The sequence below is a fragment of the Cryobacterium frigoriphilum genome (assembly GCF_004403305.1).
Lineage (GTDB): Bacteria > Actinomycetota > Actinomycetes > Actinomycetales > Microbacteriaceae > Cryobacterium > Cryobacterium frigoriphilum.
The window spans coordinates 71443-97797 of sequence record NZ_SOHE01000048.1; the positions used below are offsets into that span (position 1 = coordinate 71443).

The 26355-nt window shown below is 65.8% G+C and carries 25 protein-coding genes; 14 read left to right on the forward strand and 11 right to left on the reverse strand.

The features are described from left to right. Nucleotides 1–88 precede the first annotated feature (88 nt). From E3T55_RS11145 to E3T55_RS11155, 3 genes are all read left to right on the forward strand, one after another. Complete coding sequence (locus E3T55_RS11145; protein ID WP_166791759.1) at nt 89–667, forward strand: TetR/AcrR family transcriptional regulator; 579 nt, start codon at nt 89–91, stop codon at nt 665–667. Between the two features lie 83 nt (nt 668–750). Beyond that, nucleotides 751–2916: an MMPL family transporter gene (locus tag E3T55_RS11150; protein WP_166791760.1), complete on the forward strand. Its 2166-nt coding sequence runs from the start codon at nt 751–753 to the stop codon at nt 2914–2916. A gap of 50 nt (nt 2917–2966) precedes the next feature. Beyond that, nucleotides 2967–3158, forward strand: coding sequence for a hypothetical protein (locus E3T55_RS11155; RefSeq protein ID WP_134519645.1), 192 nt, complete (start codon nt 2967–2969; stop codon nt 3156–3158). Nucleotides 3159–3375: 217 nt separating this feature from the next. On the opposite strand, the gene E3T55_RS11160 is transcribed toward E3T55_RS11155, so the two are convergent. Next, a complete protein-coding gene (locus E3T55_RS11160; protein ID WP_134519646.1) occupies nt 3376–3795 on the reverse strand; it encodes a hypothetical protein in 420 nt (139 codons plus the stop codon). A 274-nt stretch (nt 3796–4069) separates the two neighbouring features. After that, nucleotides 4070–4336: a hypothetical protein gene (locus E3T55_RS11165; RefSeq protein ID WP_134519647.1), complete on the reverse strand. Its 267-nt coding sequence runs from the start codon at nt 4334–4336 to the stop codon at nt 4070–4072. 417 nt (nt 4337–4753) lie between these two features. Here E3T55_RS11165 and E3T55_RS11170 point away from each other — a divergent pair, with 417 nt between their 5' ends. The 6 genes from E3T55_RS11170 (at nt 4754) to E3T55_RS11195 (ending at nt 11653) form a co-directional block, all read left to right on the forward strand. Continuing rightward, on the forward strand, nt 4754–5641 hold the full coding sequence (locus E3T55_RS11170; RefSeq protein WP_134519648.1) for a helix-turn-helix transcriptional regulator: 888 nt from the start codon (nt 4754–4756) through the stop codon (nt 5639–5641). 221 nt (nt 5642–5862) lie between these two features. Beyond that, on the forward strand, nt 5863–6291 hold the full coding sequence (gene arr, locus E3T55_RS11175; protein WP_134519649.1) for an NAD(+)--rifampin ADP-ribosyltransferase: 429 nt from the start codon (nt 5863–5865) through the stop codon (nt 6289–6291). A 171-nt stretch (nt 6292–6462) separates the two neighbouring features. Next, nucleotides 6463–6882: a PEP-utilizing enzyme gene (locus tag E3T55_RS11180; RefSeq protein ID WP_134519650.1), complete on the forward strand. Its 420-nt coding sequence runs from the start codon at nt 6463–6465 to the stop codon at nt 6880–6882. 103 nt (nt 6883–6985) lie between these two features. Beyond that, nucleotides 6986–8425, forward strand: coding sequence for a hypothetical protein (locus E3T55_RS11185; protein ID WP_134519651.1), 1440 nt, complete (start codon nt 6986–6988; stop codon nt 8423–8425). 70 nt (nt 8426–8495) lie between these two features. After that, entirely contained in the window at nt 8496–9116 is a 621-nt protein-coding gene (locus E3T55_RS11190; RefSeq protein WP_134519652.1) for a hypothetical protein, read from the forward strand. Continuing rightward, a complete protein-coding gene (locus E3T55_RS11195) occupies nt 9113–11653 on the forward strand; it encodes a pyruvate, phosphate dikinase (protein ID WP_134519653.1) in 2541 nt (846 codons plus the stop codon). Before E3T55_RS11190 ends, E3T55_RS11195 begins: the two co-directional genes overlap by 4 nt. 34 nt (nt 11654–11687) lie before the next feature. Here E3T55_RS11195 and E3T55_RS11200 read toward each other — a convergent pair whose 3' ends face one another. The 8 genes from E3T55_RS11200 to E3T55_RS11235 all read right to left on the reverse strand — a co-directional run bounded on the left by E3T55_RS11200 (nt 11688) and on the right by E3T55_RS11235 (nt 19866). Next, complete coding sequence (locus E3T55_RS11200; RefSeq protein ID WP_134519654.1) at nt 11688–13910, reverse strand: helix-turn-helix domain-containing protein; 2223 nt, start codon at nt 13908–13910, stop codon at nt 11688–11690. 23 nt (nt 13911–13933) lie between these two features. Next, complete coding sequence (locus E3T55_RS11205; RefSeq protein WP_198418560.1) at nt 13934–14983, reverse strand: alcohol dehydrogenase catalytic domain-containing protein; 1050 nt, start codon at nt 14981–14983, stop codon at nt 13934–13936. Continuing rightward, nucleotides 14980–16329 carry a malate dehydrogenase gene (locus E3T55_RS11210; protein ID WP_134519655.1) on the reverse strand — a complete coding sequence of 450 codons (1350 nt, stop codon included), beginning with the start codon at nt 16327–16329 and terminating at the stop codon, nt 14980–14982. Before E3T55_RS11210 ends, E3T55_RS11205 begins: the two co-directional genes overlap by 4 nt. After that, a complete protein-coding gene (locus E3T55_RS11215) occupies nt 16326–16958 on the reverse strand; it encodes a BMC domain-containing protein (RefSeq protein ID WP_134519656.1) in 633 nt (210 codons plus the stop codon). The genes E3T55_RS11210 and E3T55_RS11215 overlap by 4 nt, the downstream gene beginning before the upstream one ends. Beyond that, the gene (gene eutJ / locus E3T55_RS11220) at nt 16955–17806 is read right to left on the reverse strand and encodes an ethanolamine utilization protein EutJ (RefSeq protein WP_198418561.1); all 852 of its coding nucleotides are present in this window, start codon (nt 17804–17806) and stop codon (nt 16955–16957) included. Before eutJ ends, E3T55_RS11215 begins: the two co-directional genes overlap by 4 nt. Then, on the reverse strand, nt 17785–19167 hold the full coding sequence (locus E3T55_RS11225; RefSeq protein WP_134519657.1) for an aldehyde dehydrogenase family protein: 1383 nt from the start codon (nt 19165–19167) through the stop codon (nt 17785–17787). The genes eutJ and E3T55_RS11225 overlap by 22 nt, the downstream gene beginning before the upstream one ends. 74 nt (nt 19168–19241) lie before the next feature. Further along, nucleotides 19242–19559, reverse strand: coding sequence for a BMC domain-containing protein (locus E3T55_RS11230; RefSeq protein ID WP_338145126.1), 318 nt, complete (start codon nt 19557–19559; stop codon nt 19242–19244). 19 nt (nt 19560–19578) lie between these two features. Further along, complete coding sequence (locus tag E3T55_RS11235) at nt 19579–19866, reverse strand: EutN/CcmL family microcompartment protein (RefSeq protein ID WP_134519658.1); 288 nt, start codon at nt 19864–19866, stop codon at nt 19579–19581. Nucleotides 19867–20102: 236 nt separating this feature from the next. On the opposite strand from E3T55_RS11235, the gene E3T55_RS11240 reads away from it, so the two are divergent. From E3T55_RS11240 to E3T55_RS11250, 3 genes are all read left to right on the forward strand, one after another. Beyond that, nucleotides 20103–21083, forward strand: coding sequence for a DUF7064 domain-containing protein (locus tag E3T55_RS11240; protein WP_134519659.1), 981 nt, complete (start codon nt 20103–20105; stop codon nt 21081–21083). Between the two features lie 3 nt (nt 21084–21086). After that, nucleotides 21087–22100 carry an HAD family hydrolase gene (locus tag E3T55_RS11245; protein WP_134519660.1) on the forward strand — a complete coding sequence of 338 codons (1014 nt, stop codon included), beginning with the start codon at nt 21087–21089 and terminating at the stop codon, nt 22098–22100. A gap of 149 nt (nt 22101–22249) precedes the next feature. Next, nucleotides 22250–22681, forward strand: a complete 432-nt coding sequence (locus tag E3T55_RS11250; RefSeq protein WP_198418562.1) for a nuclear transport factor 2 family protein — start codon at nt 22250–22252, stop codon at nt 22679–22681. 178 nt (nt 22682–22859) lie between these two features. On the opposite strand, the gene E3T55_RS11255 is transcribed toward E3T55_RS11250, so the two are convergent. Beyond that, nucleotides 22860–23561 carry a nucleoside/nucleotide kinase family protein gene (locus E3T55_RS11255; RefSeq protein WP_134519661.1) on the reverse strand — a complete coding sequence of 234 codons (702 nt, stop codon included), beginning with the start codon at nt 23559–23561 and terminating at the stop codon, nt 22860–22862. A gap of 207 nt (nt 23562–23768) precedes the next feature. On the opposite strand from E3T55_RS11255, the gene E3T55_RS11260 reads away from it, so the two are divergent. Further along, nucleotides 23769–24341, forward strand: a complete 573-nt coding sequence (locus E3T55_RS11260) for a biliverdin-producing heme oxygenase (RefSeq protein ID WP_134519662.1) — start codon at nt 23769–23771, stop codon at nt 24339–24341. Between the two features lie 5 nt (nt 24342–24346). Next, nucleotides 24347–26347 (forward strand): sensor domain-containing diguanylate cyclase, encoded by a 2001-nt coding sequence (locus tag E3T55_RS11265; protein WP_134519663.1) that lies wholly within the window; start codon nt 24347–24349, stop codon nt 26345–26347. Nucleotides 26348–26355 lie beyond the last annotated feature (8 nt).

Sequence of the window (26355 nt, forward strand, 5' to 3'; positions counted from 1 at the left end):
TCACGGCGTCGCGTATCGTCGAGTTTTATGAACTCCCCGGAAAGGCACCATGCCCAGCCCTAAAGAACCAGCCGTTCCGCGCGTCGACGTGGAACGCCACCAGCGGGCACTGCTGGCGGCGGCGGCCGACGTGCTCGCACGCGACCCCGACTCCTCGATGGCGGACGTTGCGCAGGCCGCGAACCTGACCCGCGCCACCCTCTATCGTCATTTCAGCAACAGGCCGACCCTGCTCAAGGCGATCCAGGCGGAGGCCCTCACTCGTGCGTCGGAGACGCTACACGCGTGTCGCCTCGACGACGGGAATGCTTTGGAGGTGCTCCGGCGTGTCATCGGTGCGCTGGGCAAGCATGGGATGCGCTTCCGCATCATCCTGATCAAGGCGTCCGACGCCAGCCCGCGATTCCTCACCCAGCGCGACCAGGTGCTCGCCCCCGTGGTGGAGGTCGTCAAGCGGGGTCAGCGTGAAGGCGATATTCGTGCCGACCTGGCGCCGGAGTGGATCGTCACGGCCATGGCCTCGATGCTCATCGCCGCGGTGCGCGCGGCGCCGACCACGAAACACGCTGACATCGACGTGTCCGACCTCATTTTTCGCACCCTGGTCGGCGGGATCGCGACAGGGAACGAGAGCCCCGACGCCACGAACCCTGCGGTGGAAAACTAGACAGCGCTGTCTCGTTTCATCTAGTCTCGAATGAGCAGCCCGTATCGGGCTGCCACATTCGATGAATCGTGATGGGACCATCCGTGCTTTCTGCACTCGCTCGCGCATCAACCCGCCACCGTTGGCTCGTAGTCTCGATGTGGCTGGTGCTGCTCCTCGGCACCCTGTTTGGCAGCCGGGCGATCGGCGGCGCCTTCAGCAACGACCTGACCCTCGCCGGCACGGACTCGCAGGCCGCCTATGACACCCTTCGTGAACAATTCCCGGAACTGTCCGGTGACGGCATGCAGGCCATCGTGCACAGCACGGATGCTGGAGCACCCGTCACCTCCGACTCCACCCGTACCGCAGTGGAGGCGGCCGTGGCCGAGCTGGCCACGCTCGACGGCGTCGCCGCCGTTCGGTCGCCGTACGGCCCGCCCCAGCCGATGGTCTCCGAAGACGCCATGACGGCGATGGTGACCATCCAGTTCACCGAGCGGGCCAAGGACATCCCGGCGAAAACTCTGGCCAAGGCGCAGGCCGCCTTTGCCGGCGTGCAGAGCACCGGGGTGCAGGTCGAATTCGGCGGCCCCGCCGCACAGGCCGAGTCTGGACCGTCGGGGAGCGAGGTCTACGGGCTGCTGGCCGCTGCCCTGGTGCTGCTCCTGGTGTTCGGTTCCGTGTTCGCCATGGTGGTCACTCTGGTCAGTGCCCTCATGGCCCTCGGCATCGGGATCGCCTCGATCTCCATGATCGCCTCGGTGATGACCATCGGCACATCCGGCCCCATCGTGGCCGCCATGATCGGCCTCGGCGTCGGCATCGACTATGCCCTGTTGATCGTCACCCGGCACCGCGAGGGCATGTCTCGGGGACTGCACCCGAACGCATCCATCGAAGCGGCCATGACCACCGCGGGCCGTTCCGTTCTGGTGGCCGGCGCCACGGTGATCATCGCCATCCTCAGCCTCTACGCCATCGGCATCCCGTTCGTCTCCTCGCTCGGGCTCGCCAGCGCCATCGTGGTCAGCGCCACGATGCTCGCCGCCGTCACCCTGCTGCCGGCGCTGCTGGCGATCTTCGGCTCCAACCTAGACCGCGTGCGGGTGCGGAAGCTCCGCAAGACGACCCCGCCGACGACGGATGCCGTGCGCAGCTCCCGCACTCAGCCCGCGTCGGGCTGGCGCGGCTGGGTGGGCCTTATTCAGCGTCGTCGCTGGGTGTCGGCGCTCGCCGCGGTGCTCGTGCTGGCGATTCTGGCGCTGCCTCTGCTCTCGCTGCGGCTCGGCACCGCCGACGGTGGGTCCCAGGCCGCAGACACCACCCAGCGCAAGGCCTACGACCTCATCGTCGACGGCTTCGGTGCCGGGTGGGCAGGCCCGCTTCTGGTCACGGTCGACTTCGGCACCGACTCGACACCGGCCGAGAACCAGACCGCGAGCCTCGCCATTCACACCCAGTTGGCGGTGACGGATGGCGTGAGCGCGGTCACGCCGCCGCGACTGGCCGAGAACGGAACGACCGCGCTCTTCACGGTGATCCCCACCAGCTCGCCGGACGACGCCGCCACCGAGATCCTGGTGCACAACCTGCGCGACACCGTACTGCCGGCTGCGGCACCGGATGCGGTCGCCCATGTTGGCGGGGCGACGGCGACGAGCATCGACCTGGCCGATACGCTTTTGGCCCAGATCGGCTGGTTCATTCTGATCGTGGTTGTGCTGGCCTTCATCGTGCTTCTGATCGAGTTCCGAGCGCCGTTCATCGCTGCCATGGCCGTGATCATGAACCTGTTCGCGGTCGGCGCCGCCTACGGCCCCGTCGTCGCCGTGTTCCAGTGGGGATGGTGGCCCGCCGATCTGCTCGGGGTATCCTCCGGCCCGGTGGAATCGTTCGTGCCCGTGATGCTCTTCGCGGTGCTGTTCGGTCTGTCCACCGACTACACCGTGTTTCTGCTCAGTCGCGTCAAAGAGGAGCTCGCTCGCACGGGAGACACCGACCGGGCGGTGCGCGACGGCCTGGCCGCGACGGCCCGGGTGATTCTGGCCGCGGCCTCCGTCATGGTTGTCGTCTTCGGCAGCTTCATTCTCAACGACCAGCGCACCGTGACGATGTTCGGCTTCGGCCTGGCGATGTCCGTCGCCGTGTACGCCCTCGTCGTGATGCTGGTGCTCGTACCCGCGCTGCTCGCGATCGCCGGTCGCGCGGCCTGGGGGAGCGCAAAGCGCCGTTCGTCAGCCGCTGGCGGCGTGGGAACACCCAACTGAAACCGAGGCGCTCGATATTCAGCAGGCTCTCTGGGACAGCGGTGTGCTGCGTGCAGCAGCTGGGTCGGAGCGTCCGCATCGATCAGATCTCGGTGCGCTACCACCCGTCGACGGATGCAGCGGAACGCGGCGTCCTGCTGCCGCAGGCAGGGGGAGCCATGCAGCACAGCGTACTGAGCCTGCGCCAGCCGCGCGCCCACCACGGCCAGGTTGTCGGCTGGATTGTAAGCGTGCGAGGGTAGGCGGTGTTCGGCTGAAGGCATCCGGGTCGCATTGATTCGATCTCGGGTCAGGAGCGTCTCAACGATGCACAGGCGACCGCCACCTGTATCCCGTCGGTCTTGTTGCGCCGTTGACGGGGACGCGGCAGGTCGATGGTCATTTCAGTTCGGGTGCGTCCCGGTCGGGGCCTTTCTTCTCCGCCGCGGTGAAAAAGGGTGCGCAGCCGAAACTCCCGAATTAGTCGTCGTCGCGGGTGACTGGTGCGGACGGGGCTTGCGTCTGGTGCGTGGGTGATTCTGGTCGCGACGCAATCTGCTTGATGGGTGCAAGAAAACGAACGTTTCGAGAGATCCAGTCGTTGACCGCGGGGATCGCCATCAGCTGTGCCAGAAGCTTGGCGAGGAACGCAATTACGAGCCCGAACAGGTTCAGCGCGACGATGGCCCACCCCGGAGTTAGCGCGTCAAAGGGCGGCGTCGCAAGAAGATCCTGAAGAAGTGGAATGGCGAGGTTCAGCGCGAAGAGAATGGGTAGAGCTGATTGGATAAAGGTGCGCCAACCGGCTCTGCGTGGATTGGCAACCTGAGTCGGAACGCCCACGTTTGCTGGATTGCCTGGCGTTGAAGGAACGACGACTTTCTGATCTTGGGAGATCATGATGAATTCCTCTCGTGCAGTAGGTTTGGCACTTCCAGAATCGGCGTGATAATAGCATCAATCCGTTCCCCTGATCAGAGTATTTTTTCGGCGCAGATCTACCGGCGCCGCGGCGGCGACTCGGCTGACAGGTTCGTCCTGTCGCCGAGGGGGCGACGTCGACTACGCGCTTCGGGAAGACACTGTGAGCGACCCCGTACGAGTCAGCCTCCGGGGTCAGTTCTGGGCTGCCGACGGCCGTCCGCATGAGACTGAACAGCCGTCTCGCAACTTGCTAAGCTGCCTCGAAAGGGGGCATCGAAATGGGAACGAACATCCGCAGCCGTACGCTGCTCAGACGAACTCTGGCCGTTCTGCAGTCGATCGGTGGAGTCATACTGACGGTGGCAATCATTCTGGCTGACGTCGTCAAATCGGCATCCGGCGGCGGGGCATCATCATCGGCGTATTCCAGCGTCGTTTTGCCGCGTTCGAGGACCAGCGCGTCGGTGGCTACCTTCTCCGAGAACGACGTCACCGCGAAGACGAAGAGACCGAACAAGAGACGCAGATCTCACCAGTAATGCGGGGAGAACCGCTCGCGACGACGCAGCAGAGTCTCAATGATGAAGAGGCGGCCGCCACGTCGGAAGCGGCGAACCCGGCTCTGCCACGATCACTTCGGTGGCGAATTCAGGAAATCTGCCGGGCAACGGTGCCGCCACCGCACTGGCCCGGCCGCTCCGCACCGGCACGGGAGGCTTTTCCTGAATTCGCCACCGGACGGTCGGCGAACAGCGTTCACGCCGGACCGTGCTGCACGCCGGGGCGAGGGGGGGCAATTCGACTCGCCAGTCTGTCGCAGCGGGAGCCTCGAATCCACTGGCCGGGCTCCTGCGCCGGCCCGCGAGCAGGGTGCTCCCGAGGCAGGTAACGGCAGTGCCTCCCGCACCGGCCTGACGTGGCTTAGCGTTAAGGCATGACCGAAACGCGTGCAGAGATCCGTGAGTTTTTGAGTTCTCGTCGCGCCCGCGTCACCCCGGAGCAGGCGGGTCTGCCGGCCTATGGCGGCAACCGTCGGGTCGCGGGCCTGCGCCGCGAAGAGGTGGCGATGCTCAGCGGCGTGTCGGTGGACTACTACGTTCGGCTGGAACGCGGCAATCTCGCCGGCGCGTCGGAAAGTGTTCTCGACGCTCTCGCGCGAACCCTTCGGCTGACCGAGGCGGAGCGAGAGTACCTGTTCAATCTGGCCCGTGCCGCCGGGCCGGCGCGCCCTCGCCGGCAACGGCCATCCATTTCAGTTCGTCCGGCGGTTCAGCAGATACTCGATGCCGTGTCGGATGCCCCCGCCTGGGTGCGCAACGGCCGCCACGACATCCTCGCGGCCAACAGCCTCGGGCGAGCGCTCTATTCCCCGGTGTTCGACGATCCCCGGCGCCCGGTCAACACCACTCGGTTCACCTACCTGAATCCGGCTGCGCGTGAGTTCTGGCGTGACTACGATCAGATCGCCAACGATTCTGCCGCGATGCTGCGGCTGGAGGCTGGCCGCAGCCCGCACGACCCCGAGCTGATCAAGCTCGTGGGGGAGTTGTCGACCCAGAGCGAGCTGTTTCGGCAGCGCTGGGCATCACGCGACGTGATGCATCACCGCAGTGGTCTCAAGCGAATGCACCACCCGATTGTGGGCGACCTCGACCTCAACTACGAGTCCCTCGAACTGCCGAGCGAGCCGGGCCTGGTCATGAACGTATACACGGCGCCGGTCGGTTCTGCGACAGCGGATGCCCTGAAGGTGCTGGCCTCCTGGGCCGCCACGCAACAGACCGCGAAGAGTGAAGGTCACTGCCAGCCACAGTCGAGGTGACGGAGGCTTGACGCACGATGGCATGCGTCGGCTGGCTGATGGTCGAATCGGTCACGATTTCGCTTCGCACATCCGTGGCGCCAGACGTGGGCGTGGGAGTGTCGCTCGTGACGGGTACCAGCAGGGCCTCCCTCGGCGAGCACGCCGCTAGGCTGAGGTCGAATCAGCTCAGAATTGCAGGGGTTCAGAATTGCAGCGGTTCAGAGTTGCAGGGAGTGCAGATGACGAACGAGCCGACACCCTTCGAAGTCCACGAGTCGGGGGCCTTGTTCCACGGCACCAAAGCGCATCTGGCGGTGGGAGATCTGTTGGTGCCCGGCCGCGACTCGAACTTTGAAACCGGGCGGCGAGCGAACCACGTCTATCTGACCGCAACACTGGATGCCGCCACCTGGGGCGCCGAGCTGGCCGCGGGCGAGGGACGGGGTCGGATCTACATCGTGAAACCGACGGGACGTCTCGAAGACGACCCGAACGTCACGGATAAGAAATTCCCCGGCAATCCGACCCACTCGTACCGAACTCGTGAGCCGGTGGAGGTGGTCGGTGAACTGGTTGATTGGTCGGGACACTCGCCCGCTCAGCTGCAGGCGATGCGCGACGGTCTCGAGAAACTCGCCCGCCAAGGCGTTGCGGTCATCGACGACTAGCCCGGCGGCCGCGAGGTCAGGTCTCGGCGACTATCTCGGCGCGATAGTTACCACGGCGATTGTTGTCTCCCCGCCCAGTCCGTAACAGCGTCGTACTCCGGGAATATACCGCTATGCGCAATCTCGTCGAAGAGACTGCGGCGGCACGCAGACCACTCAAGGAGGATTGGCATGACGACAGTACTCGCCGAAGGCTTCAACGCCTTCGAGACCACGAAGAGTCCGGAAGGAACGGTCAAATACCTGGGATCGCCCCAGGACGTGATCCAGCTTTTGTCCAGCGGCAAGCTCGCCGAACACATTCTGTTGGTCAGAGGCGGCACGACGACCTTTCTGTCGCCCGCTCTGAGCATGGGCGCGATCGGCATCATCACCATGTCGGGCGCTCCCGAATCGCACCTCGGGATTCTCTCGCGGGAGTTCCAGACTCCGTGTGTGATGACCGCCTACCTGACATCGAGCGATTCGCGCTACGTTGTCGGCAAATCGGGTGACGCTCATTTCGAAGAGATGGCGGCCAATCTGGAGGGAAAGCATGTGCGGCTCGACGTGACGGATTCGGAGGTCGGGCGAGTCGTCCTCATGGACTGATCCGCAGGCATCCCCCTAAACCGCTGCAACACCACCAACGCGACACCACCACCGCAACACCACGATCACAACGACACGATCACAATGATGTGAGGAGATACAGATGACGATCGAAGCCGAAGTAGGAAAGCGAGCGACGTACAAGGATCGCTACAAGGAAGAAGACGACGGGCTCAGGTTTCAGGACCTCGAATTCGTCGGCAACTTTATCGATCTGCCGCCGCTGAAAGACGGCATCCTCGGCGACAAGGTGCAAAAAGAACGCGCACAGTCCAAGGTGCTCGAGCGCGTGACGAAGGACGACGTGCTCAAAGACCAGTTCACGATTCCCGAGTTGAACGACCTGAACAACTACCTCGCCTGGAACGTCTGGGATGTGCTGGTCATGCGCGCGACGGAGGGCGTCTCTGGCATGATTCCCCGCCAGGAGTACGAGATCCTTGCCTTCATGCACGAGTTCTACCGCTGGCCGGAGTTTCTGCGCATGACGACCGACGAGGTCGGCGCCCAGGGAATCCTCGACATCGGGGCGCAGTCGCGTCGGGAGATCGGCACCAAGGTCAACGGGGTTCATGACTGGTGTATTGGCGCTGTCGGGTTCGGGATGGGCCGGTGCGGGCTGCTCGCGCTCGACGCCATCAAGCCAAACGACTACGTCGAGGAGAGCAACGAGATCCTCAAGTTCATGCAGCGGGTACTGTACGGCAAGCGCCAGGATGGTTTTATCCTGAACTCGCAGGACCGCTATCGGGCGCGTATCCACGACACGGATTTTCTGCAGACGATCATCGACCAGATCGAGCCGCTCGAGGAGGGAAGCCCCCGTCACGAGCAGTTCACCCGGTTCAACGCGGCCGCCGAACTGCTGGCGTTCCTCGACCACTTCGACTGCCGCCTCGGGCTCGGCGACACGGGACCGTACGAGCTGCCGAACGGCAACATCGTCATCATCCGTGACCTCTTCGTCAACGAGGAGGAGTACCACTGGAGCGACGTCTGCGGCGATGCCGGCCTGCCGCACGCGTACACGCTGGCGATCGAGATCGACCCGAATGCGATGGGGCTGGCGGAGATTCGGGTCAACGACATCTCCACGACCTTCACCCGTCCGAAGAACTACATCCCGGCGATTGTCGGCGGCGCGGTCTTCGCCCGGGAGAAGTGGGACACCCCCATGGCCAACATCCAGACGATCAAGATTCAGGACCTGCCGGCACAGCTCGCGAAGGTGCAGCAAGCCACGATCAAGCTCTACACAAAGATGTCGAAGATGTCCAAGCGTGAGTTGATCTGGGCCGGGCACGACGTGTACTACCAGGGCATGATCCTGCCGCACCTGCGTCGCGCGGGTACCTGGGACAAGGCCGTACAAGACCTCCAGCTGAAAGAGGTCGACCAGCGCATCGCGAACTACTACTACGACATCCAGAAGCGTGGATTCGCCCAGGAAACGGTGCCGCAGAAGATCTTCTCCGGAGCGGGCTATCTGCCGTTCGGCGAGAAGGCCGACATCCGGGCGTCGAAGGCCAGCTGGCTCTTCTGACCCGTTTGTCCCCAGCGGAGGCAGTCGCCCGATGCGGCTGTCTCCGCTTTCCACGCTCGGGAGGACCACCATGACTCGCACGCTGCTCGACAACGTGAACTATGACGTGCTCAATACGATCGCCCTGAAGAAGATGGCCGCCGAGAAGGCGATCGCGGACGCCTCCGGCGTCAGCCTCGGGCAGGTCGCGACGGCCCTTGACGATCTCGAGTCGCAGGGACTCGTGGTCACGATCGGCACGCAGTCCCTGCCAACGGATGATGCGGTTCCGGCGCTCGTGGCCACCGCTGCGACCCGATACGCGAACCTGAGAATCGATCCGGCCGTGCTTGAGATGGCGACGAAGTTCGAGCAGGTCAACGGACAGTTTCTCAAGGCCATCTCGTCGTGGCAGCAGGTCGACGTGGCCGGGCGCAAGATCACGAACGATCACAGCGACTCGGAATACGACAGCAAGGTTCTCGACCGCCTCGACAAGCTCGTGTCGAGGCTGGTGCAGCTCATCGCCGTGTTGAGCCACCAGGACGGTCGCTTCGACAGGTACGCGGTGAGGTTCATCCGCGCGACCGATCTCGTGCTGGCGGGCGACCTGGCGTACGTGTCCTCACCAACCATCGAATCGGTGCACAACATCTGGTTCGAATTTCACGAGGACCTCCTGCGTACCCTCGGGCAGGAGCGTGGGGAATGACAGACACGGCCGAATCGACCGTTCGATCGATCGAGCCGGCTCTCACCTTTTCGTTCGATGATGCGTCGACGGCCGGCAAGGCCGTGCTGGGGGGAAAGGGTGCCGGGCTGATCGCGATGACCCGCAGTGGGCTGCGCGTTCCACCCGGGTATGTGCTCTCGACCGCCTGCTGTCGGGAATACTTTGTCTCTGGCGCCATACCGGCGGGACTGCTCGCGCAGATCGAGGAGCGTCTGGTCTCGCTCGAACGGCAGACGGGCAAGGTCTTCGGCGGCGGCCCCACGCCACTCCTGCTCTCGGTTCGTTCCGGGGCGCCGGTCTCGATGCCGGGGATGATGGACACCGTACTCAACCTGGGCTTGAACCGGCCGGCAGCCGTCGCGCTCGCGACGCAGACCCGCAACCCCCGATTCATGGCCGATGTGCTGTTCCGGTTCCACGCGATGTATGCACAAATCGTGCTCGACGTTCTCGACGTGCCCGACCCGGGCGAGCTCGACGCGATCCTCGGCCCCCTCGGCGACGACCCTGACCCGGCAGTCGTCTACGACACCGTGTGGGACTTCTGCCAGGCGAGGCTCGTCGAACAGGGTGACGAAGAGGTACCGGCAGAACCTCGAGAACAGTTACGTCGAGCGATCGAGGCCGTCTTCCGTTCCTGGAACACCCGCCGGGCGATCACCTACCGCGAGCTTCACCGCATCCCGCACCAGATGGGCACCGCCGTCGTCGTGCAGTCGATGGTGTTCGGCAACCTCGACGCGCATTCCGGGTCGGGCGTGGTCTTCAGCCGTAACCCGGTGAGCGGCGCCCCCGGCCTGTTCGGCGAGTTTCTCGCGGCCAGCCAGGGCGAAGACGTCGTCGCCGGTACCCGCACTCCCGACCCGATCTCCGGCCTGCACGACCTGCTGCCCGACGCGTTCGACGACCTGACCGCCACGGTCGCCCGCCTCGAGAAGCTCAACCAGGACGTACTCGACATCGAGTTCACGATCGAGCGTGGGGTGCTGTACTTTCTGCAGGTGCGCAGCGCCAAGCGCACCGCCACGGCCGCCATCCGAATCGCGACCGACCTGCTCGACGAAGGAACGGTGTCTGACCACGCGGCCCTGCAAATGCTGTCTGTCGATCAGGTACGCCAGGTGCAGCGCCCCGGATTCGACCCCGCGGAAGTCGTGGATGCTCGGGCGACAGGCCGGGTCATCGCTCAGGGGATCGGTGCTTCCCCCGGCCAGGTCACCGGAATCGTGACCCTCGACCCCGATCGGGCCAAGGCCCTCGCGAAGACGGGCGTGCGCGTGATTCTTGCCCGTCAGATCACCAGTCCGACCGACCTGCACGGCATGATTGCGGCCGACGGGATCGTGACGGCGACCGGTGGCGCCACGAGCCACGCTGCGGTCGTCGCCCGGGCACTTGGAAAGACCTGCGTCGTCGGCTGCGCGCAATTGGTGATCGATGCGTCGAGCAAGACACTGTCCGTCGGAGGTCACGTGATTCGGGAAGGTGACGCCCTCTCGCTGGATGGTGCTACGGGGGAGGTCTTCGTCGGAGCGCTGACCCTCACGAGGCCGGCCATCGCCGGTGCGCAACTCGAGCGGTTGCTCGGTCTCTCCAACCGGAGATCCGGGGCCGAAGTGCTCGTGCGGGCGACCACGGTCGACCAGGTGATGGCGGCGAAGCGTGCCGGCCTGCCGGGAGTGGTCGCTTCGGCAGCGGATATCCTGGCCACGAGCGCTCGGTTCGCCGAGGTCATCGAGTCTCTTCGGGCGCCCGAAGACGAAGCGAGTACCTTCGCCGTCGTCGAAGACGTGCTGGCCGAGCAGTTCACCGCGCTGTTCGCGGCGGCCGGTGACCTGGAGTTCAGCATTCGCGCGATCGATTTTCTCACCGACAAGATCTCCGACGTGCTCGACACCAGAACCATCGCGGTCGAGTACCCCCACCTGGCGATGCCGCTCGGTTCGGCGGAGTCCATCCGCGCCCAGTTGCGCGGCATCACCCGCGCGGTTGCGGCATCCGGTGCCCGCCCTCGCGTCAGCCTATGCGTGCGCAACGTCTCCGACCGTGCCGAGGCGGCCGCTCTCGCGGTCATCAGAGCCGAGCAGGAGGGGTCTGGCGGAGTCGAACTCGGTGTCTACCTGACCAGTCCGCGTGGTGCCCTGGCGGCGCACGAACTCGGTGACGAGGTCGAGCTGGTCTGGGTGGAGCTGCGGCTGCTGCAGGCCGCGATGTTCGGCCTGCCGGACGAGTACCTGCTTGCCCGCGAACCCCTGGACCGCTACAGTTCCCGCGGCCTGCTCTCCGTCAATCCCCGCGACTCCATCGACCCCTCGGTCATTCCACTGCTCGCCACGGTCGCCGGGGCGGCCGGCGCAAACGCGGCCACGCGCGTCGGGGTGCGAGTGTCCGGCGAGGCCTCGGAAAGCCTCATCGGTGAGCTGTTCGCTCACGGATTCCGTCGCTTCGCGGTCGATTCGGCCGAGGCGGCCCCCGTGCGTCTCGCCCTCGGAAAGGCCGTTCCCGCTGCGGAATAGCCGCCCCGCTACACCGCAGCGTGAGCCGCTCGAGTCAGCTTTGCACGTTGTTGGCCGAGACCTCGAGAAGGCGCAGCGCAAGGTCGGCACGCATTCGATCCGCATGCACGGACAGGTCGAGGCCGGAGAGCTGGGCGATCTGGTCGAGCCGATAGCGCAGGGTCTTCGGGTGAACGAAGAGCATCTCGGCCGCACGTTTCTGGGAGCAGTCGCTGTCAAAGAATGCACGCAGGGTGATGAGCAGCGAACCGTCGTGTTGCCGGTCGTAGGCGGTCAGCGGGGCCGTCACCTCGTCGATAAAGCGCTGCAGGTCGGCGCTTTCGCCGGTGGGCCCGAGCAGTAGCCTGACGATTCCGAGTTCGTCGTAGAGCGAGAAGGTACCGGTGCGCAGCCGACGTGCTCCGCTCAGCGCGGTCTGCGCCTCGCGAAAGGCAGCAGGGTAGTTGAGCGGCTTGTCGTAACAACTACTCATGCCCCAGTGCAGTTCCACCCCCGGAACGCTCTCGCGGGCTGCCGTCGTGAGCGTCGACATGAGGCCACGCGCGTCCGCTCGCCCGTTGACCTCAACGACGGCCACGATCCAGTCGCCGCGCAGGCTGAGCATCCGTACCGCGTGCCCGGCCGACGATGATTTCAGCGCCCGAATCACCGATCGCTTCGACCTGTCGACGGTCGCGGTGTCCCACTCCCGCTCCCGGGCCAGCTCGGTGAGATTGGCGAATGACCCATGGATGACGCGGTGCGGTCCGCTCAGCTGAATCCCCATTTCGCCAGCCCGGCCCAGAGCGGCCGTGCGGTGCTCGACGGGACCTTCCATCAGGTCCCAGACAATCTGATCGAAGGCGGCGTTGCGTGCCTGGCTCGCCGCTCGCTGCTCCAGATGAGCGAGCGAGCAGGCCATCGCGGCCTGGCCGGCCGCGACCTCCATCGCCTCGTCGGCCTCAGTGCCGCCGATCAGGCTGACCATTCCGATCTCGATCTCTGCGACGAAGACCGCATGCGTCCACCAGCGTCGACCGGAGGGCAGCATGCGTCGGGTGGCGGTGTGAACGGCGCGGTGGTGAGTGCGTGACAGTTCGGCGACGCTCGACTGGATCTCTGCCAGGTGAGCGTCGGCCGGCTCGCAGCAGTCGAGCTGGCCATCGGCCGTCGAATACGCAACCGTGCAGCCCAGCTCTCTCGAGACCGTCTTCACTATGCCGCCGTAGGCCCCCGAACCCTCGAGGATGAGACGCAGCAGCGAGTTCTGCAGCCGAGATGAGCGCCGCAGCAGCTCGACCTGGTGTTCCATCGCGTCGTGCGCCTCACGGAGCTTGTCGACCATCACACGCTGGTCCTCGTACAGGCTCGCGTTCTCAATGGCGATGGTCGCGAGGTCGGCGAGGGACACCATCCGCCGCACATCGGCGTCGGTGAAGATGGAGTCCCGTCGACGCCAGACCTCGAGCACGCCGATGAACTCGCCGTGGGAGCGCAGCGGAACGGCGAGCGCCGAGCGGGTCGCTTCCTGCGCGGCGAGCGAGAGAAAATCGCCGCTGATGGTGCGGTCGGTGAGGTAACTGTCGACGCGACCGATCTCGCCGGTCTGAAAGACGAGCCCGGCAACCCCCTGCCCCCGCTTCATGCGCAGGTGTGCCGTCTCCACCATGCGGTGGCCGACGCAGGAACGCATCTGCACGCGGTCGCCCTCACGCAGCAGCACCCCACAGATGTCGGCATCGAGCAGGCCGAGGGTCTGAGTCGCAATCGAGAGCAGCACCTGATCGAGGTCGCGAATCGTCAAAATTTCAGAAGCGACCAGCCGCAGCACGGTCGCCTCGTCGTCGGCGAAAACGACCCGCGCCGCCGCGTTCTCGAGTGCGATCGTCATCGACAGCCATCGGGCCACGTGACGGAGTAGCTGGGCGTCGATGAGCGGTGGTGCGTCATCGAACCACGCGGTCACGATCGCGATGTCGCCGGCGCGAGCGACGCGATGAGCGGATGGCCGATCCGTGCGAACGCTGAGCGCGGTCACCGCGGGGGAGTCGGCGACTCCGGAAGGCACCAGGGGGGTCCAGGTCTCACCGGCGAGCCGCACAATGGTGAAGACTTCGGGGGCATAGCGACGCAGGCAACCGCCGATAGCGGCAATGGCCGCTGCAGCACTTGTCGGCTCGCGTGCGGTGATCGCGAGAAGTTCGTCGCTGATGGTAGCCAGCGGGCGAGGTGCGGGCAGGGCTGCGAGCACCGGCCAGGATTTGTGGGACAGGGTCATCGTTGACCTCCTACCGGGTCAGGTTACAGCGCGAGCACGATTTTGACAGCCCTCTGAGCGAGTAAATCCTCGTAGGCCGCCACGGCATCGCCGAAGGGAACCACACGGGTGATCACGGCCCGGAGGTCGATCAGCCCGGCCGCGGCAAGGGCCGTGAACTGGTCCCGATCGCGCATCGAATCGCCGATGGCGAAGCGCACCGTCAGCTCGTCGGCGAACGCGCGCCGCACCGGCAGCGACCAGCGGTCCTCGTGGTGCACGCCGACCGAGACGATCGTTCCGCGGCGCCGCACGAGGCCGAACGACGAGCCGAGGCCGATGTGGCCGCCAACCGCATCGATCACAGCATCCGCCCCCCGCCTGTCGGTGAGGCTGTCCACGAGCGAACGGGCCCCGACCGGGTCCACCGCGAGAGACCCCAGGCTCGCCGCCGCGGTGCGCCGCGACTCGACCGGTTCGACGAGCACGACGGGCCCGGCACCCCTTGTCTGCGCCATCATGCTCACCACCTGGCCGACCGGACCACCGCCGATGACCGCGACAGTGTCCCCGGGGAGAATATCTGCGCGGCTCACGGCCGCGTATGCGGTCGCCAACACGTCACCGAAGAACACGCCGACGTCATCGCTGACGGAGTCGGGCAGCAGCTGTAGCACGACGTCGCCGCGCGGCACCCGCAGCAGTTCCGCCTGAGCGCCGGCGAGCGCGGGGCCGAACGCGGTACCGGTGCCGAAAAAGGCACGCACACGACACTCCCAGTGGTCGCCACGCCGGCACCACCAGCAGCGCCCGCAGGCGATGAAGTCGGAACCGCACACGCGGTCGCCGGGGCGGAAGCCGCGCACACCCGACCCGACCGAGTCGACGATGCCCACGTACTCGTGCCCGAGAATGGTACCGACCGGCAGGTGATCCGGATGCCTCAGCAGGCCGAGGTCCGTGCCGCAGATCGCGGCGCGGGTGATCCTGACGAGAACGTCGTCGGGGTCGACGAGCGTGGCAGCGGCAACGGCTTCGATCGATACGCGCTCACTGCCGGCGAAGACCACCGCGCGCATGGTCCCGGCGGTCATGGGTGACCGCCGGCGAGGGATCGAACGCGATCGCTGATGCGGGATGCCGCCGACACGATGGCCCGGCGCTCGCCGGGGGTGAGGTCGAGCTCGACGATGGAGGCGAGACCGTGCCTGCCGAGGCGCACGGGAAGTCCGACGTAGGTTCCGTCGACACCGTACTGGCCGTTGGGTCGCACGGTTGCCGCGACGACGCGGTCGTCCTCGCGGATCATCGCCGTGACCATCTGGGCGGCGCACAGTCCGGGGGTGATGAAGGCGCTGCCGTGACCGAGCAGGCCGACGACCTCGGCTCCCGAGTTGCGGGTGCGGGAGACGACCCCGTCGAGCACCGCCTCGTCGATCCGGCCATCGATCGATGAGCCGTTGACGCTCACGAGCGAGCGTGGGATGACCATCTCGTCGCCGTGGCTGCCGAGGGCGAGTCCGCGGATCTCCGACGCATCGGCGATGCCGGTCAGGGAGAGCAGACTCGCGAACCGAGCGGTATCGAGCACGCCCGCCATGCCGATCACCCGGCCAGAGGGCAGACCCGATTGTCGCCAGGCGTGTGCCGTCATCTCGTCGAGTGGGTTCGTGACAACGAGGATGACGCCGTCGGGCGAGGTCGCCGCGATCTGCTGGGCCAGCGCTCCGACGATCGTGGCGTTGGTGCCGGCCAGATCGCCTCTGCTCATGCCCGGTCGGCGCGCCTGGCCGGCCGTGACGACGGTAAAGGCGGCCGTTCCGGCGGCAGCAACGGTCTGCTCTCCGCGCAGCCTGGTGCTGAAGCCGAGCAGCCCCGCCGAGTGGCTGATATCAAGGGCAATGCCAGCGGCGAGTCCGCCGGCGACGTCGACGAGCACGATTTCGTTCACGAGGTCGGTCTCGGCGAGACGCATCGCGGTGATCATGCCGACGCGTCCGGCACCGACGACGACGATGCGGGCGACCCGGCCGGGCGGCGTACCGTGGCCCGGGCCTGGGCCGTGCGCCGTGTCAGTCACCGCGGTTCGACGCGATCGGGGCAGATAGCGAGCCTCGAGGGGAGCGCCCCGACGGTACAGCGCGGGGGAGGGCGAAAGCGCGGAAGAAGGCATGAGCGCGGGGGCCAGCGCGCGACCGCCCGGTACTGTCCCTGGTGCTGTAGCCGGCGCTGTACCCGGCGCTCGGCCGGATGGCGAGGGCCGCACCGGAGCGTGAGCCGGCGCGGCCGCCTCCGTGACGATGATCTCGACCCCGACTGCGGCCGCCTGGTCGCGGGCCAGCGGCGTCACGATGTCTCCGCGCCTCACGGTGAGGCGCGCGGCTGCACCCCCGGCGGATGCGATCACCGCGTCGATGTCGTCGGTACCGTACACGGTCATCGACGAGCCTCCTCGACTCCGCTCAGGTGCTCGAGGGCGGACACGGCCGCGTCTCTGGCCGTCTGCACGTCGGATTCCGTGCCGGAGAGAAACATGCGGCCGAATCGGCCGACGGCCCTGATCTCGATAATGCTGATCTCGGCCGCCTTCTCCGCCTCGTTCGCGGCGAGTGTGACGTAGGCCGCGGGGGCGACCTCCATGACGAAGAGGCTGGAGCCGGGCATCAGCAGGGATCCCTTGCGCCACTTGTTGAGCAGCTGCGCCTGGTAGGCGTGCACGTTGGTGATGAACTGGGTGGACTCGATTCGCGGCTTGATCCGGTCCTCTTCCCTCAGCCCGAGGGCGTCGAGCACCGCCTGGCCCGCTGCGAGCACCTCCGCCTGTTGTTCGGAGTGGATCTCGAGCAGCCCGAACTCGCGCTCGATGATCTGCAGCGCGGGCCGGACCCCCGCCGCCTTGAGGGCGATGTCGGCGGCGCGGAACACCTCGTTGCCGGGAGCGAGTTCGATGAAGAGTTCGGCCATTCCGGCGAGTGGCACGTCACCCGGGCTCGTCGCAGCGACGTGCGCGGCGCACTGCGGCTGCATCCGGTCGAGAAAGGCATATGTTCGAAGTGATGGTGAACTCATGATGCGTGCCTCGCGATTCCCAGTGGGGTGATGTACAGAGCGTGGGGATACGACCGCACGGGTCGACCGAGGTAGGCGGCGATGACGCGGTCGGCGCCGTCAATCATCAACGCACCGCCGGCCAGGTGCACGTCGAGCTTTTCGGCACCCAGGCTCAGCGCGCGGATCGACTCCGCGACGCGTTCGAGCCCCGGACGCAGAATCCCCAGGTAGTCGTCGGCGTGGGTTCGCTTCAGCAACTCGGCCTGCTCGAGGGGGATGCCCAGGGACCCGGCAAGAATCAGGTCGAGATGGTGGCCGCCGCCCGGTCGATCGTCGAGCGCGACGAGTCGTCCGTCGCGAAACACCCCCACGCCGGTCGAACCGCCGCCGACGTCTACGACGACACCGTTGTCGATTCCGAGGGTCAGGTTGGCCGCGCTCACCTCGTCGAGCAGCAGAATATCATCGAACCCCGCCGATTCGAGCACGAATCCGCAGGCGCGACTGTCGGATTCATCGACCCCGGGAGGAAATGCGGTCGCCGCCCGGGTGAAGGCGACCCCGAGTGCGGCCTCCGCGTCTTCTTTGAGCGAGGCCGTCGCATCCCGTGCACCCCAATAGTCGAAGACGACGCCGTCACGGATGGCCGCGGTACCGCGGGAATCCATCCACACCGGCACGCCCTGGGCATCGACGACCGCAATCGCGCACGTCGAGGTTCCCAGGTCGATGCCGACGCTCAGCGGGCCGGTCCAGTGCTCGGCCGGGGTGCGGTAGACCGCGAAGGCCGTCTCGAGTCGTTGCTCAACCGAACGGTTGATCTGCGGGTCGGTCATGGCGGCGATCACGCGTAGACCCCGCGCCACGGGCGAACCTGGTGGGCGATTCGTTTGATGTTGACCAGGTGCAGGGGCGTGACGTTGTCGGAGCAGATCGAGCCGCTCCAGGTGCCGGTGCCGAGCTGGAATGACGGATCGACTTCGGCCGAGTACCCCATCCCTCCGAACAGCGCGGGCGTGTTGATGACGATGCGCCCCGCCGGCAGCGCCCCGAAGCGTGCAATCACCTCGGCATCCGCCGCGTGCACGGCGACGGTGTGGCCCTCACCGCCGAACGCGAGAATCTCGCGGCAGCGGGTCCAGCCCTCCGTGCTGTCTTTCACCCGGTAGACGGACAGAACCGGCCCGAGGATTTCGCGCGACAACGGCTCGTCGCGGCCCACCCGACCCAGTTCGGCGGCAAGCACTTTGGTACCGGGGGCGACCGTGAAGCCGCTCAGTTCGGCCAGGCGCACGGCCGACTGCCCGACGTTGGCGGCACGCAGCGCACCTCGTTCATCGAAGAGGACGCCGGTGAGAGCCTTCTGCTGCTCGGCGTTCAGCCACGCGGCCCCCTGCTGCTCAAAATGGCGAAAGAAGGGCTCGGCAACGGACTCGGCGACGACGACCGATTGCTCGGCGACGCAGGCGGTTCCATTGTCGAAAGACTTCGACGCAATGATCATCTCGGCCGCCTCCGCGACGTCGGTGACGCTCGAATCGACGTAGGCTGGCACGTTTCCGGCTCCGACCGCGATCGTCGGTTTGCCGCTCGAGTACGCGGCTGCCACCATCGCCGGCCCGCCGGTCGCCATCACGAGACGCACCGCGGGGTGTCGCATGAGCGCCTGCGTTGCTTCGAGCGTCGGATCCGTCAGGCAGGAAATGAGTCCGTCGGGCGCTCCGGCCCGCATGGCCGCCTCCGCCATGATCTCAGCCGCGAGATTCGAGCATCGGGCGGCCCGCGGGTGCGGGGCGTGAACGATGGCGTTGCCCGCCTTGACCGCGGCTAGGGACTTGAAGAGGATGGTCGCGGTCGGGTTGGTGACGGGGATGATCGCGGCGATCAATCCCATCGGGGATCCGATCGCGGTCACCTTGTGCACCTCGTCGACCCAGAGCACGCCGACGGCGCGGCGCTCGAGCATCCACTCGGCGACGAACCCCGTGTTGAAACGGTTCTTCACGACCTTGTCCTCGTATACGCCATATCCGGTCTCGGTCACGGCGAGGCGGGCAAGTTGCTCGGACGCGGCATAGCCCGCCTTCGCCATGGCCCGAATGATTTCGTCGAGCCAGGCCTGGTCGGCGTTTTCGATCTCTCGAGCGGCGCGGCTGCCCGCATCCGCTTTTGCGCGCACATCTGCGAGCGCGGCGAGGTCGGCGTCCAGGGATATCGTCACCGTCATCACCTCTCCTTTGCATGGTCGAGGATGCTTCCGGCGAGAACGCGGGAGGCATCGTGGTGCGAGTCGAGGGGAGGTCAGGCCTTGCGGGCCACCAGGGCGATGAGCATTTCCTCCGTCTCCTCGTGAGGTCGGGGGATGACGTGCACGGAGACGACTTCTCCGGCCTTCCCCGCTGCCACGGCCCCGGCATCGGTCGCGGCCTTCACCGCACCAACGTCACCTCGAATGAGGATCGTCACGAGTCCGCCACCGATCTCTTTGTGACCGATCACGCGCACGTTGGCCGCCTTGACCATCGCATCGGCCGCCTCGATCGCTCCGACGAGGCCTTTCGTCTCGATCAAACCGAGAGCGCCTGCACTGCGCATTCCACCGGGCTGTATTTCAGCCATGTCAATCCTCCGAAGGTCGTTACTTGCTGTAGGTGATTTCGCCGCGTCGAATGACGGTGTCGGCAATGGCGACCACCGCCGAGTCGACGGACGCTTGGCCGGCGGCCTGGCTGACACGCGCTCCACTCCCCGTTGCCACGAGAACGACTTCTCCGTCGCCCGCACCAACAAGGTCAATCGCGACGTAGACCGAGCCTGCCTCGGCCGGGGGTCCGTCCAGGTCTTCGATGAGCAGGAGTGTGAAACCGGAGAGTCCCGGTTCTTTGGCTGTCGAGACAACCTGTCCCACGACTGTTCCGAGTCGCATGTGGTCACTCCCATCGTGATAGAACCCCATCGTGATCCAACCCATCGTGATCCAACGAGAGTGCCATCGCGGCACCTCGTCGTGTTGCGTTGCCAAGGTCAAGTAAGGCCCAGTCGAAGAATGACCGCGTTATCTCCCCGGGATAACGTGATGCGGGTCGGTTGTCGGCCGGCGTCGTATCTCGCGGCCTTCCCAGACGGGACAGTGTTCCACACACCTAGTGAGGAGAATCCGCCGTGATCAAGCCTGAAGACGCCGACTTCCACCCGCCGACGAGTGATGATCCGACCTGGGCGGAGACGAACTTCTTTGGCTTCTACATTGCCGAGGTTCCACTCAACGTCGGCGTTTACACCCTGTTCCGCCCGAACGTCGGGGTGGTCATCTCGACCGTCGCGATCAACTCGCGCTTTGTCGACAAGCCGTGGGAGGCGGACTACTGGGACCCGCAGCACCACCTTCCCATTCCGCAGCCCCCGAACCTGCGCGATTACACCCTGCGCAACGGGCTGTCGGTGAAATCGATCGAGCCGAATCGGGTGTGGCAGGTCGAGTTCGACAACGGAAAGAACGTGTCGATGCGGTTTCGCTACACCGCGCTCGGCCTCGCCTTTGACATCTCAGACCCCGAGCAGGACCCGATCGTCGCGGCACAGCGCGGTGCCGACACCTTCGCCTGGGGCGAAGCGTACAAGGGCCACTTCGACCAGACGGGACATTACGAGGGCGAGCTGACGCTCAACGGCACGAGCTATCCCATCGACTGCGTCTCGACGATGGACCACAGCTGGGGCCTGCGCGCCGAGCACCAGGACCACAACATGAGCTGGCTGCACGCACACTTCTCGAAGGACCTCGCGATTCACGCGATCTTCGACTTCGACCACACCAAGGGGCCGGATGCGGTTACCGTCGCACCGGCTCTGCACGGCTATGTGCTCGAGAACGGTGAAATCTTCGGCATCGCCTCCGGCACGAGCCGAACGGTCCGCGAGGGGTACTACGCGAAGAGCGTCGAAATCGAGGTCGTCGACAGCGCCGGCCGCACCTGGAACCTCAGCGGTGCCGGGCGCACGAGCTTCCCCTGGCAGGCAGGACCCGGCACCGTGGGGTTCAACGTTCTCGCCGAATGGCGCTGCGGCGATCTGACCGGCTGGGGTGAGATCCAGGACTTCGTCGGACCGCAAAACCTGACCGCCATCTACAGCCGGCTCTAGCTGATGACCCAGTCGCGGCCCGCGAGCCACATTCTGTTCGATCTGGATGGCACCCTGGTGCAGACCAGGGTCGCATCCTGGCAGGTATTCCAGCAGGTAAATGACGAGTTCGGCCTGGGCATCGATACCAAAGAGCAGTATTTCGACCTGCTGAACGGCAACCTCTTTGAGCAAATTCGCGAACTCTGCGACAGCACGCAGAGAGCGGATGCCGCGATCGAATCGTTCATGAGCCGCCTCGGAAGCGACTACTTCCCGGTGATGATTCCGGGCATGGTGGACGTCGTGCACGCTCTCGCCCCCACATCCGTTCTCGCCGTGCTGACCTCGAACCTCACCTCCGTGATCAGACGGGTGCTGATCGGCAACGGCATTGAATACTGCTTCGCTCACGTGTTCGGCGGCGACGTCGAGCCGAACAAGACCCACGGCATCCGCCGTTTCATCGCCGACGCGGCGCAGGGTACCGGCCGACGATGTTCGGCCTTCTACGACGAGGACGCTCCCGGTATTCCCCTGGGCGACGACCAGACGGTGCTCGTGACCGACACGATCGGTGACGTGGAGGCGGCACTGGCCGCGGGAATCCGCGCCGTCGGTGTGAGCTGGGGCATGCACACGGAGGATCAGCTGACCGCGGCAGGCGCGGAGTTCGTGGCATTCTGGCCGCAGGAGCTCGTGTCCTATCTGCGCAACGGGGATTCCTCGACATCGTGCGCTGTTGCCGAGGTCGCGCAGACCGCTGCGCCGGATGTCACCGATCCCGGTGCGGTGTCTGCGGCAATCCGACGTGCGCGCCGCCACGCGGTCGTCACCGGGGCGGCTGCAGCAGTGACGCATCGCTTGACATCCGCCGTACCGCCGGCAGCTGCCGCGGGCTGCGGTTGCGGTTGCGCGAAGACCGGGGTACAGACTGATTCGCCGGCGCCGGCGCCGGCGCAGGCGCAGGCACCGCGGTCACGTCAGACTCACGACGATCTGTTCGATGCCGTGCAGAGCATCCTCGGCCACCGCTGATCCCTGCCGTTCCCGGCCCGCGAAGCCTCCTGCGTGAGTAGAGCCGCATTCCATTGAATTGAGCACCCTTACAGTGATCGATCTGCCGCCATCGTTGCAGAGCGATGTCCCTTGTACCGTGATCGTTGATAGTTGCCCTTCTCTCGGGCATGATCGTCACGAGAATCTCCAGCGGCAACGACCACGAGGAGGCCCGGACCATGGGCGACAAGGTGACGCAAGACGTGCTGAAGGGTTTTCTGGAGGCATTCAACAGCCATGATCTCGACGCCATCATGGGATATTTTGCCGACGACTGCGTCTTCTTCATGCCGCGCGGTGCGAGGCCGCGCGGTGACCAGTATGTGGGCAAGGCCGCCGTTCGGGCGGGGCTCGCGACGCGATTCGCGGGCATCCCGAACGTTCACTACGGGGACGACCGTCACTGGGTCTGCGGTGATGACGTCGGCGTGTCCGAGTGGACGCTCACCGGCACGTCGACCTCGGGCCAACAGATCGAGGTGCGCGGACTCGACCTGCTCGAGTTCGACCACAACGGCAAAATCAGCCGCAAGGATTCCTTCTGGAAGATCCTTGAGTGACGACTGACTGCGAGTGAGTCTGGGCGCGCCCCCGCACGACCCGTACGACCCGAACGACACGTGCGATCCGCATGAGGCGGCGCGGCGGGCGGTGCGGCCGGGCATGGAGGCGTGACTCTTGTGTCCGAGGTCCCAACGAAACCATCCCCTCCTGAGTCGCCCTATCGGTTCTGGGCTCTCACCCGGGCTGTGAGTGCGAAACCCCGCCCTCACCCGAGATGACGAGGGCGGCCCGATGCCGTGAGTCATCGACCAGGCGAGCGTTCACTCCGTCCACGGTGCGCGCCCAGGCCTCCGCGGCCTCGGCGCTGCTGCCGTGCCGCTCGTGGCGGTCGATGAGCCGCCGCATCCGCTCGGTGTCGGTCGTCTCGCAGAACCAGATCTCGGTCGCGAGACGGGCCGTGGCACGCCACGGTTCCTCGTCGACGAGCAGGTAGTTGCCCTCGGTGATCACAATGCGGGATTCGGGCAGTACCGCGATCTCGCCGGCGACGCCCTCGTCGACCTCCCGCCGAAAGCTGGGCGCGTACACGATGTGGTCGACCTCGACCAGAAGACGCTGCAGCAGGGCCGTGAAGCCCCAGGCGTCGAAGGTGTCGATCGCGCCCTTGCGGTTGTGGCTGCCGAGCCGATCCAGGGTGGCGTTCGCGAGGTGAAACCCATCCATCGGCAGGTGCACGGCGAGGTGCTGCGCCCCGCCGCGGGCGACGGAGAGCGCGTTGATGGCTTGCACGAGGCCCAGGGCCATCGTCGTCTTGCCCGAACCCGGTCCGCCCGCAATGCCCAGAATCATCCGCTGCCCCGGGCGCTGCAGGCCCAGGACCCGACTGACCAAGGTCGAAAGCTCGCTACGGGTCGCAATACTGTCGGTGTCCGGCATGCCCCTCATGGTACGGGAGCGCGGAGCGCGCCTTCGAACCCTCCGCCGACGGTTCGACGAATGCCCGGACAGCGCGGCCGGTGAAGCCGCGGAAAACAACGAACATGAGGTATTTTCGGAATGATTGTTGTATCGTGTGAACTGCCTGTTTGTGGGCCTGCACGGTGGTCGTGTTCGCCCAGACTTCAGTGAGGCGGAAACCTCGAGATGGAAGACTTGCCGTCGCTTCTTCGGCGCGAAACTGCTGATCTTCATGCTGCGGTCGAGACCGCAACCGGTCTACCCGGCTCCATTCGCAGCCGTGTCGACTACCGAACGCTTCTCTATCGCCTGCACGGGTTCCATCGGGCGGCGGAGGTGTCCCTCGCTGATTCGCAATGGGCGCAAGCGTGGGCAGTTCTCGACATCGATCTGCGACGATTCCGGCGATCCCACCTGATCGAGAAGGACCTTCAGGACATGCAGGCGTCGCCGCCCGTTGACGCGTCTCCGATAACGGGCATCTCGTGCTTCCCGGGCATGCTGGGGTGCCTGTACGTGCTCGAGGGCTCGGCTTTGGGCGGACGCGTGATCGGACCGGCCATCCGATCCTCGATCGGAGAGGTTCCCACGCGCTTCTTCGAGAGCGGAGACCGGGGGCATCCATCGCCGTGGCGAACGCTCACCGAGGCCCTCCAACGATTCGATGGTGGTGCCGACGGCAGCAGTTTGGTCGTCGACGGGGCTCGCCGGACTTTTCTGTCCTTCGAAATGCACGTCGCGATGCCTCGCCAGGACTAACCCCGATGACCCTTCCACGCCTTCTCGTCACCGACGCCGAGCGTGCCCGCCTCGAGGCATGCGCTCGAGAACCCATTCGCCGTCCCGGTTCCATTCAGGCCCACGGCATGCTGCTGACGGTGAGCCGAGCGACGTGGACGATACTGCAGGCCAGCCAGAATAGTGCTGCTCTGGTCGGGCGTTCCGTGCCGCAATTGTTGGGGACTCCGCTCTCGAACCTGATCGGTCCTGCCGCCGTGGCACGGCTCGCGGCGGTCCTGAGGGGGGACCAGCGCACGTCGAATCCGGTCACCATCGAGTGCAACGCGGTGACCTTCGACCTGATTGTTCACGCCGCCGACGGAGTCACCGTCGTCGAGTTCGAACCCGCGCTGCCACCCGGACGGTTCAGCTCGACGCCGTCGGTGTACGCGGCAATCAGCCGCATGGCGACGCTGTCGACACCGGACGAGCTCTGGGATCTCGCCGCCCGTGACATGCAACGGCTGACTGGATTCGATCGAGTCATGATCTATCGGTTCCATCCCGACGGGCACGGGGAGATCGTCGCTGAGAAACGAGCCGACGACACACTGGAATCCTACCTGGGCCTGCACTTTCCGGCGTCTGACATTCCGGCGCAGGCCCGGGAGCTTTACCTGACCAAGATTTCGCGCACCGTTGCTTCGACGTCGGAAACGTCCTCTCGCGTGGAGCCAGCAGAAAACCCCCTGACGGGCGAACCGTTGGACCTGAGCGTGGCAGAATTGCGCAGCATCTCGCCCTACCATTCCCGATTTATGCGCAATATGGGTCAGGCGGCAACGCTGTCGTTCTCGCTCATCACCGGCGGCACACTGGTCGGAATGGTGACGTGCGCCCACCGCACTCCGCGACGTCTGCCGTACCGACTCCGTCAGTCCCTCGAGGTCTTCGCCGGACAGATCGCGGCACTGTTCGCTGCCATGAGGGACATCAGCGCGCTGATGCACACCAACCGGGCCCTCGCGCTGCGCAAGCGGCTGATCGAGCAATTCAGCGCCAGCGGCGACCCGGCCCCGGCGCTACTGTCCGGGGCAGTCACGATGTTCGACCTGGTTCCCGCTCATTCCGCCGCGCTGCAATATCAGGGACGCGTCTGGGTGGCGAACGACGTTGTGGACAGAGACCGGGTGGGGTGGTTCGTGCAGCGACTCCTCGCGAGCGGCGGCCAGTTGCCCTTCGTCTGCGAATCCCTCGTTGCTGAGCATGCCGAGTTGGCCGGGATGCTACCCGAGGTAGCCGGAGCCTTGATCGTGCCCTTCGGCCCCGACGGGAACTATCTGGCGTGGTTCCGGCGGGAGATGACGCAGACCATCAGCTGGCTCGGCGATCAGTCCGAGTCCAATCGCGACGCCAGCCTGTCCCCGCGGAGTTCATTCTCCGCCTGGAGCGGGAGTGTTTCCGGCCGGGCAGAGCCGTGGAACGATGCCCAGCACGACGCCGTCGAACTCGGTCGCGACCTCAACGGCGCCTTCCTTCGCCGGGTGGAGTCCAGCCTTGCTCGGTTCGCCCTGCACGACTCGCTGACGGGATTGCCCAACCGGCGTCTTCTCGTTGATCGTCTCGAGCATGCTCTGGAGGCGCACACTCGTGGCGGGGACGTCGCCGTGCTCTTTGTCGACGTCGACTCGTTCAAGGCGATCAACGATTCTCTCGGGCACGACGGTGGCGACGCGGTTCTCACGCAGATAGCCGAGCGCTTTCTCTCGTCCGCTCGCGCGGCGGACACGGTCGCCCGCTTTGGCGGCGATGAGTTCGTCATTCTGTGTGCGGAAACGGACGCGGTGACCGCACGGATCGTCGGGGATCGGCTGTTGGCCGCCCTCGGTCCACCGCTGAGCATCAGAGGTCAGGACGTGCCGGTCACCGCATCGATCGGGGTCGCGACTGCTCGGGTCGGTGACATCGCCGGTGATCTGATCCGCCGCGCCGATGCTGCGATGTACCGAGCGAAACGCGGTGGTGGCAACCGTACCGAGGTATAGCCGCTGCG

Excerpts from the sequence above, each read along its gene's own strand:
- E3T55_RS11160 (WP_134519646.1), bottom strand. The coding sequence starts at position 3,795 with ATGATCTCCCAAGATCAGAAAGTCGTCGTTCCTTCAACGCCAGGCAAT.
- E3T55_RS11170 (WP_134519648.1), top strand. The coding sequence starts at position 4,754 with ATGACCGAAACGCGTGCAGAGATCCGTGAGTTTTTGAGTTCTCGTCGC.
- arr (WP_134519649.1), top strand. The coding sequence starts at position 5,863 with ATGACGAACGAGCCGACACCCTTCGAAGTCCACGAGTCGGGGGCCTTG.
- E3T55_RS11180 (WP_134519650.1), top strand. The coding sequence starts at position 6,463 with ATGACGACAGTACTCGCCGAAGGCTTCAACGCCTTCGAGACCACGAAG.
- E3T55_RS11185 (WP_134519651.1), top strand. The coding sequence starts at position 6,986 with ATGACGATCGAAGCCGAAGTAGGAAAGCGAGCGACGTACAAGGATCGC.
- E3T55_RS11190 (WP_134519652.1), top strand. The coding sequence starts at position 8,496 with ATGACTCGCACGCTGCTCGACAACGTGAACTATGACGTGCTCAATACG.
- E3T55_RS11195 (WP_134519653.1), top strand. The coding sequence starts at position 9,113 with ATGACAGACACGGCCGAATCGACCGTTCGATCGATCGAGCCGGCTCTC.
- E3T55_RS11200 (WP_134519654.1), bottom strand. The coding sequence starts at position 13,910 with ATGACCCTGTCCCACAAATCCTGGCCGGTGCTCGCAGCCCTGCCCGCA.
- E3T55_RS11205 (WP_198418560.1), bottom strand. The coding sequence starts at position 14,983 with ATGACCGCCGGGACCATGCGCGCGGTGGTCTTCGCCGGCAGTGAGCGC.
- E3T55_RS11210 (WP_134519655.1), bottom strand. The coding sequence starts at position 16,329 with ATGACCGTGTACGGTACCGACGACATCGACGCGGTGATCGCATCCGCC.
- E3T55_RS11215 (WP_134519656.1), bottom strand. The coding sequence starts at position 16,958 with ATGAGTTCACCATCACTTCGAACATATGCCTTTCTCGACCGGATGCAG.
- E3T55_RS11225 (WP_134519657.1), bottom strand. The coding sequence starts at position 19,167 with ATGACGGTGACGATATCCCTGGACGCCGACCTCGCCGCGCTCGCAGAT.
- E3T55_RS11230 (WP_338145126.1), bottom strand. The coding sequence starts at position 19,559 with ATGGCTGAAATACAGCCCGGTGGAATGCGCAGTGCAGGCGCTCTCGGT.
- E3T55_RS11235 (WP_134519658.1), bottom strand. The coding sequence starts at position 19,866 with ATGCGACTCGGAACAGTCGTGGGACAGGTTGTCTCGACAGCCAAAGAA.
- E3T55_RS11245 (WP_134519660.1), top strand. The coding sequence starts at position 21,087 with ATGACCCAGTCGCGGCCCGCGAGCCACATTCTGTTCGATCTGGATGGC.
- E3T55_RS11250 (WP_198418562.1), top strand. The coding sequence starts at position 22,250 with ATGATCGTCACGAGAATCTCCAGCGGCAACGACCACGAGGAGGCCCGG.
- E3T55_RS11255 (WP_134519661.1), bottom strand. The coding sequence starts at position 23,561 with ATGCCGGACACCGACAGTATTGCGACCCGTAGCGAGCTTTCGACCTTG.
- E3T55_RS11260 (WP_134519662.1), top strand. The coding sequence starts at position 23,769 with ATGGAAGACTTGCCGTCGCTTCTTCGGCGCGAAACTGCTGATCTTCAT.
- E3T55_RS11265 (WP_134519663.1), top strand. The coding sequence starts at position 24,347 with ATGACCCTTCCACGCCTTCTCGTCACCGACGCCGAGCGTGCCCGCCTC.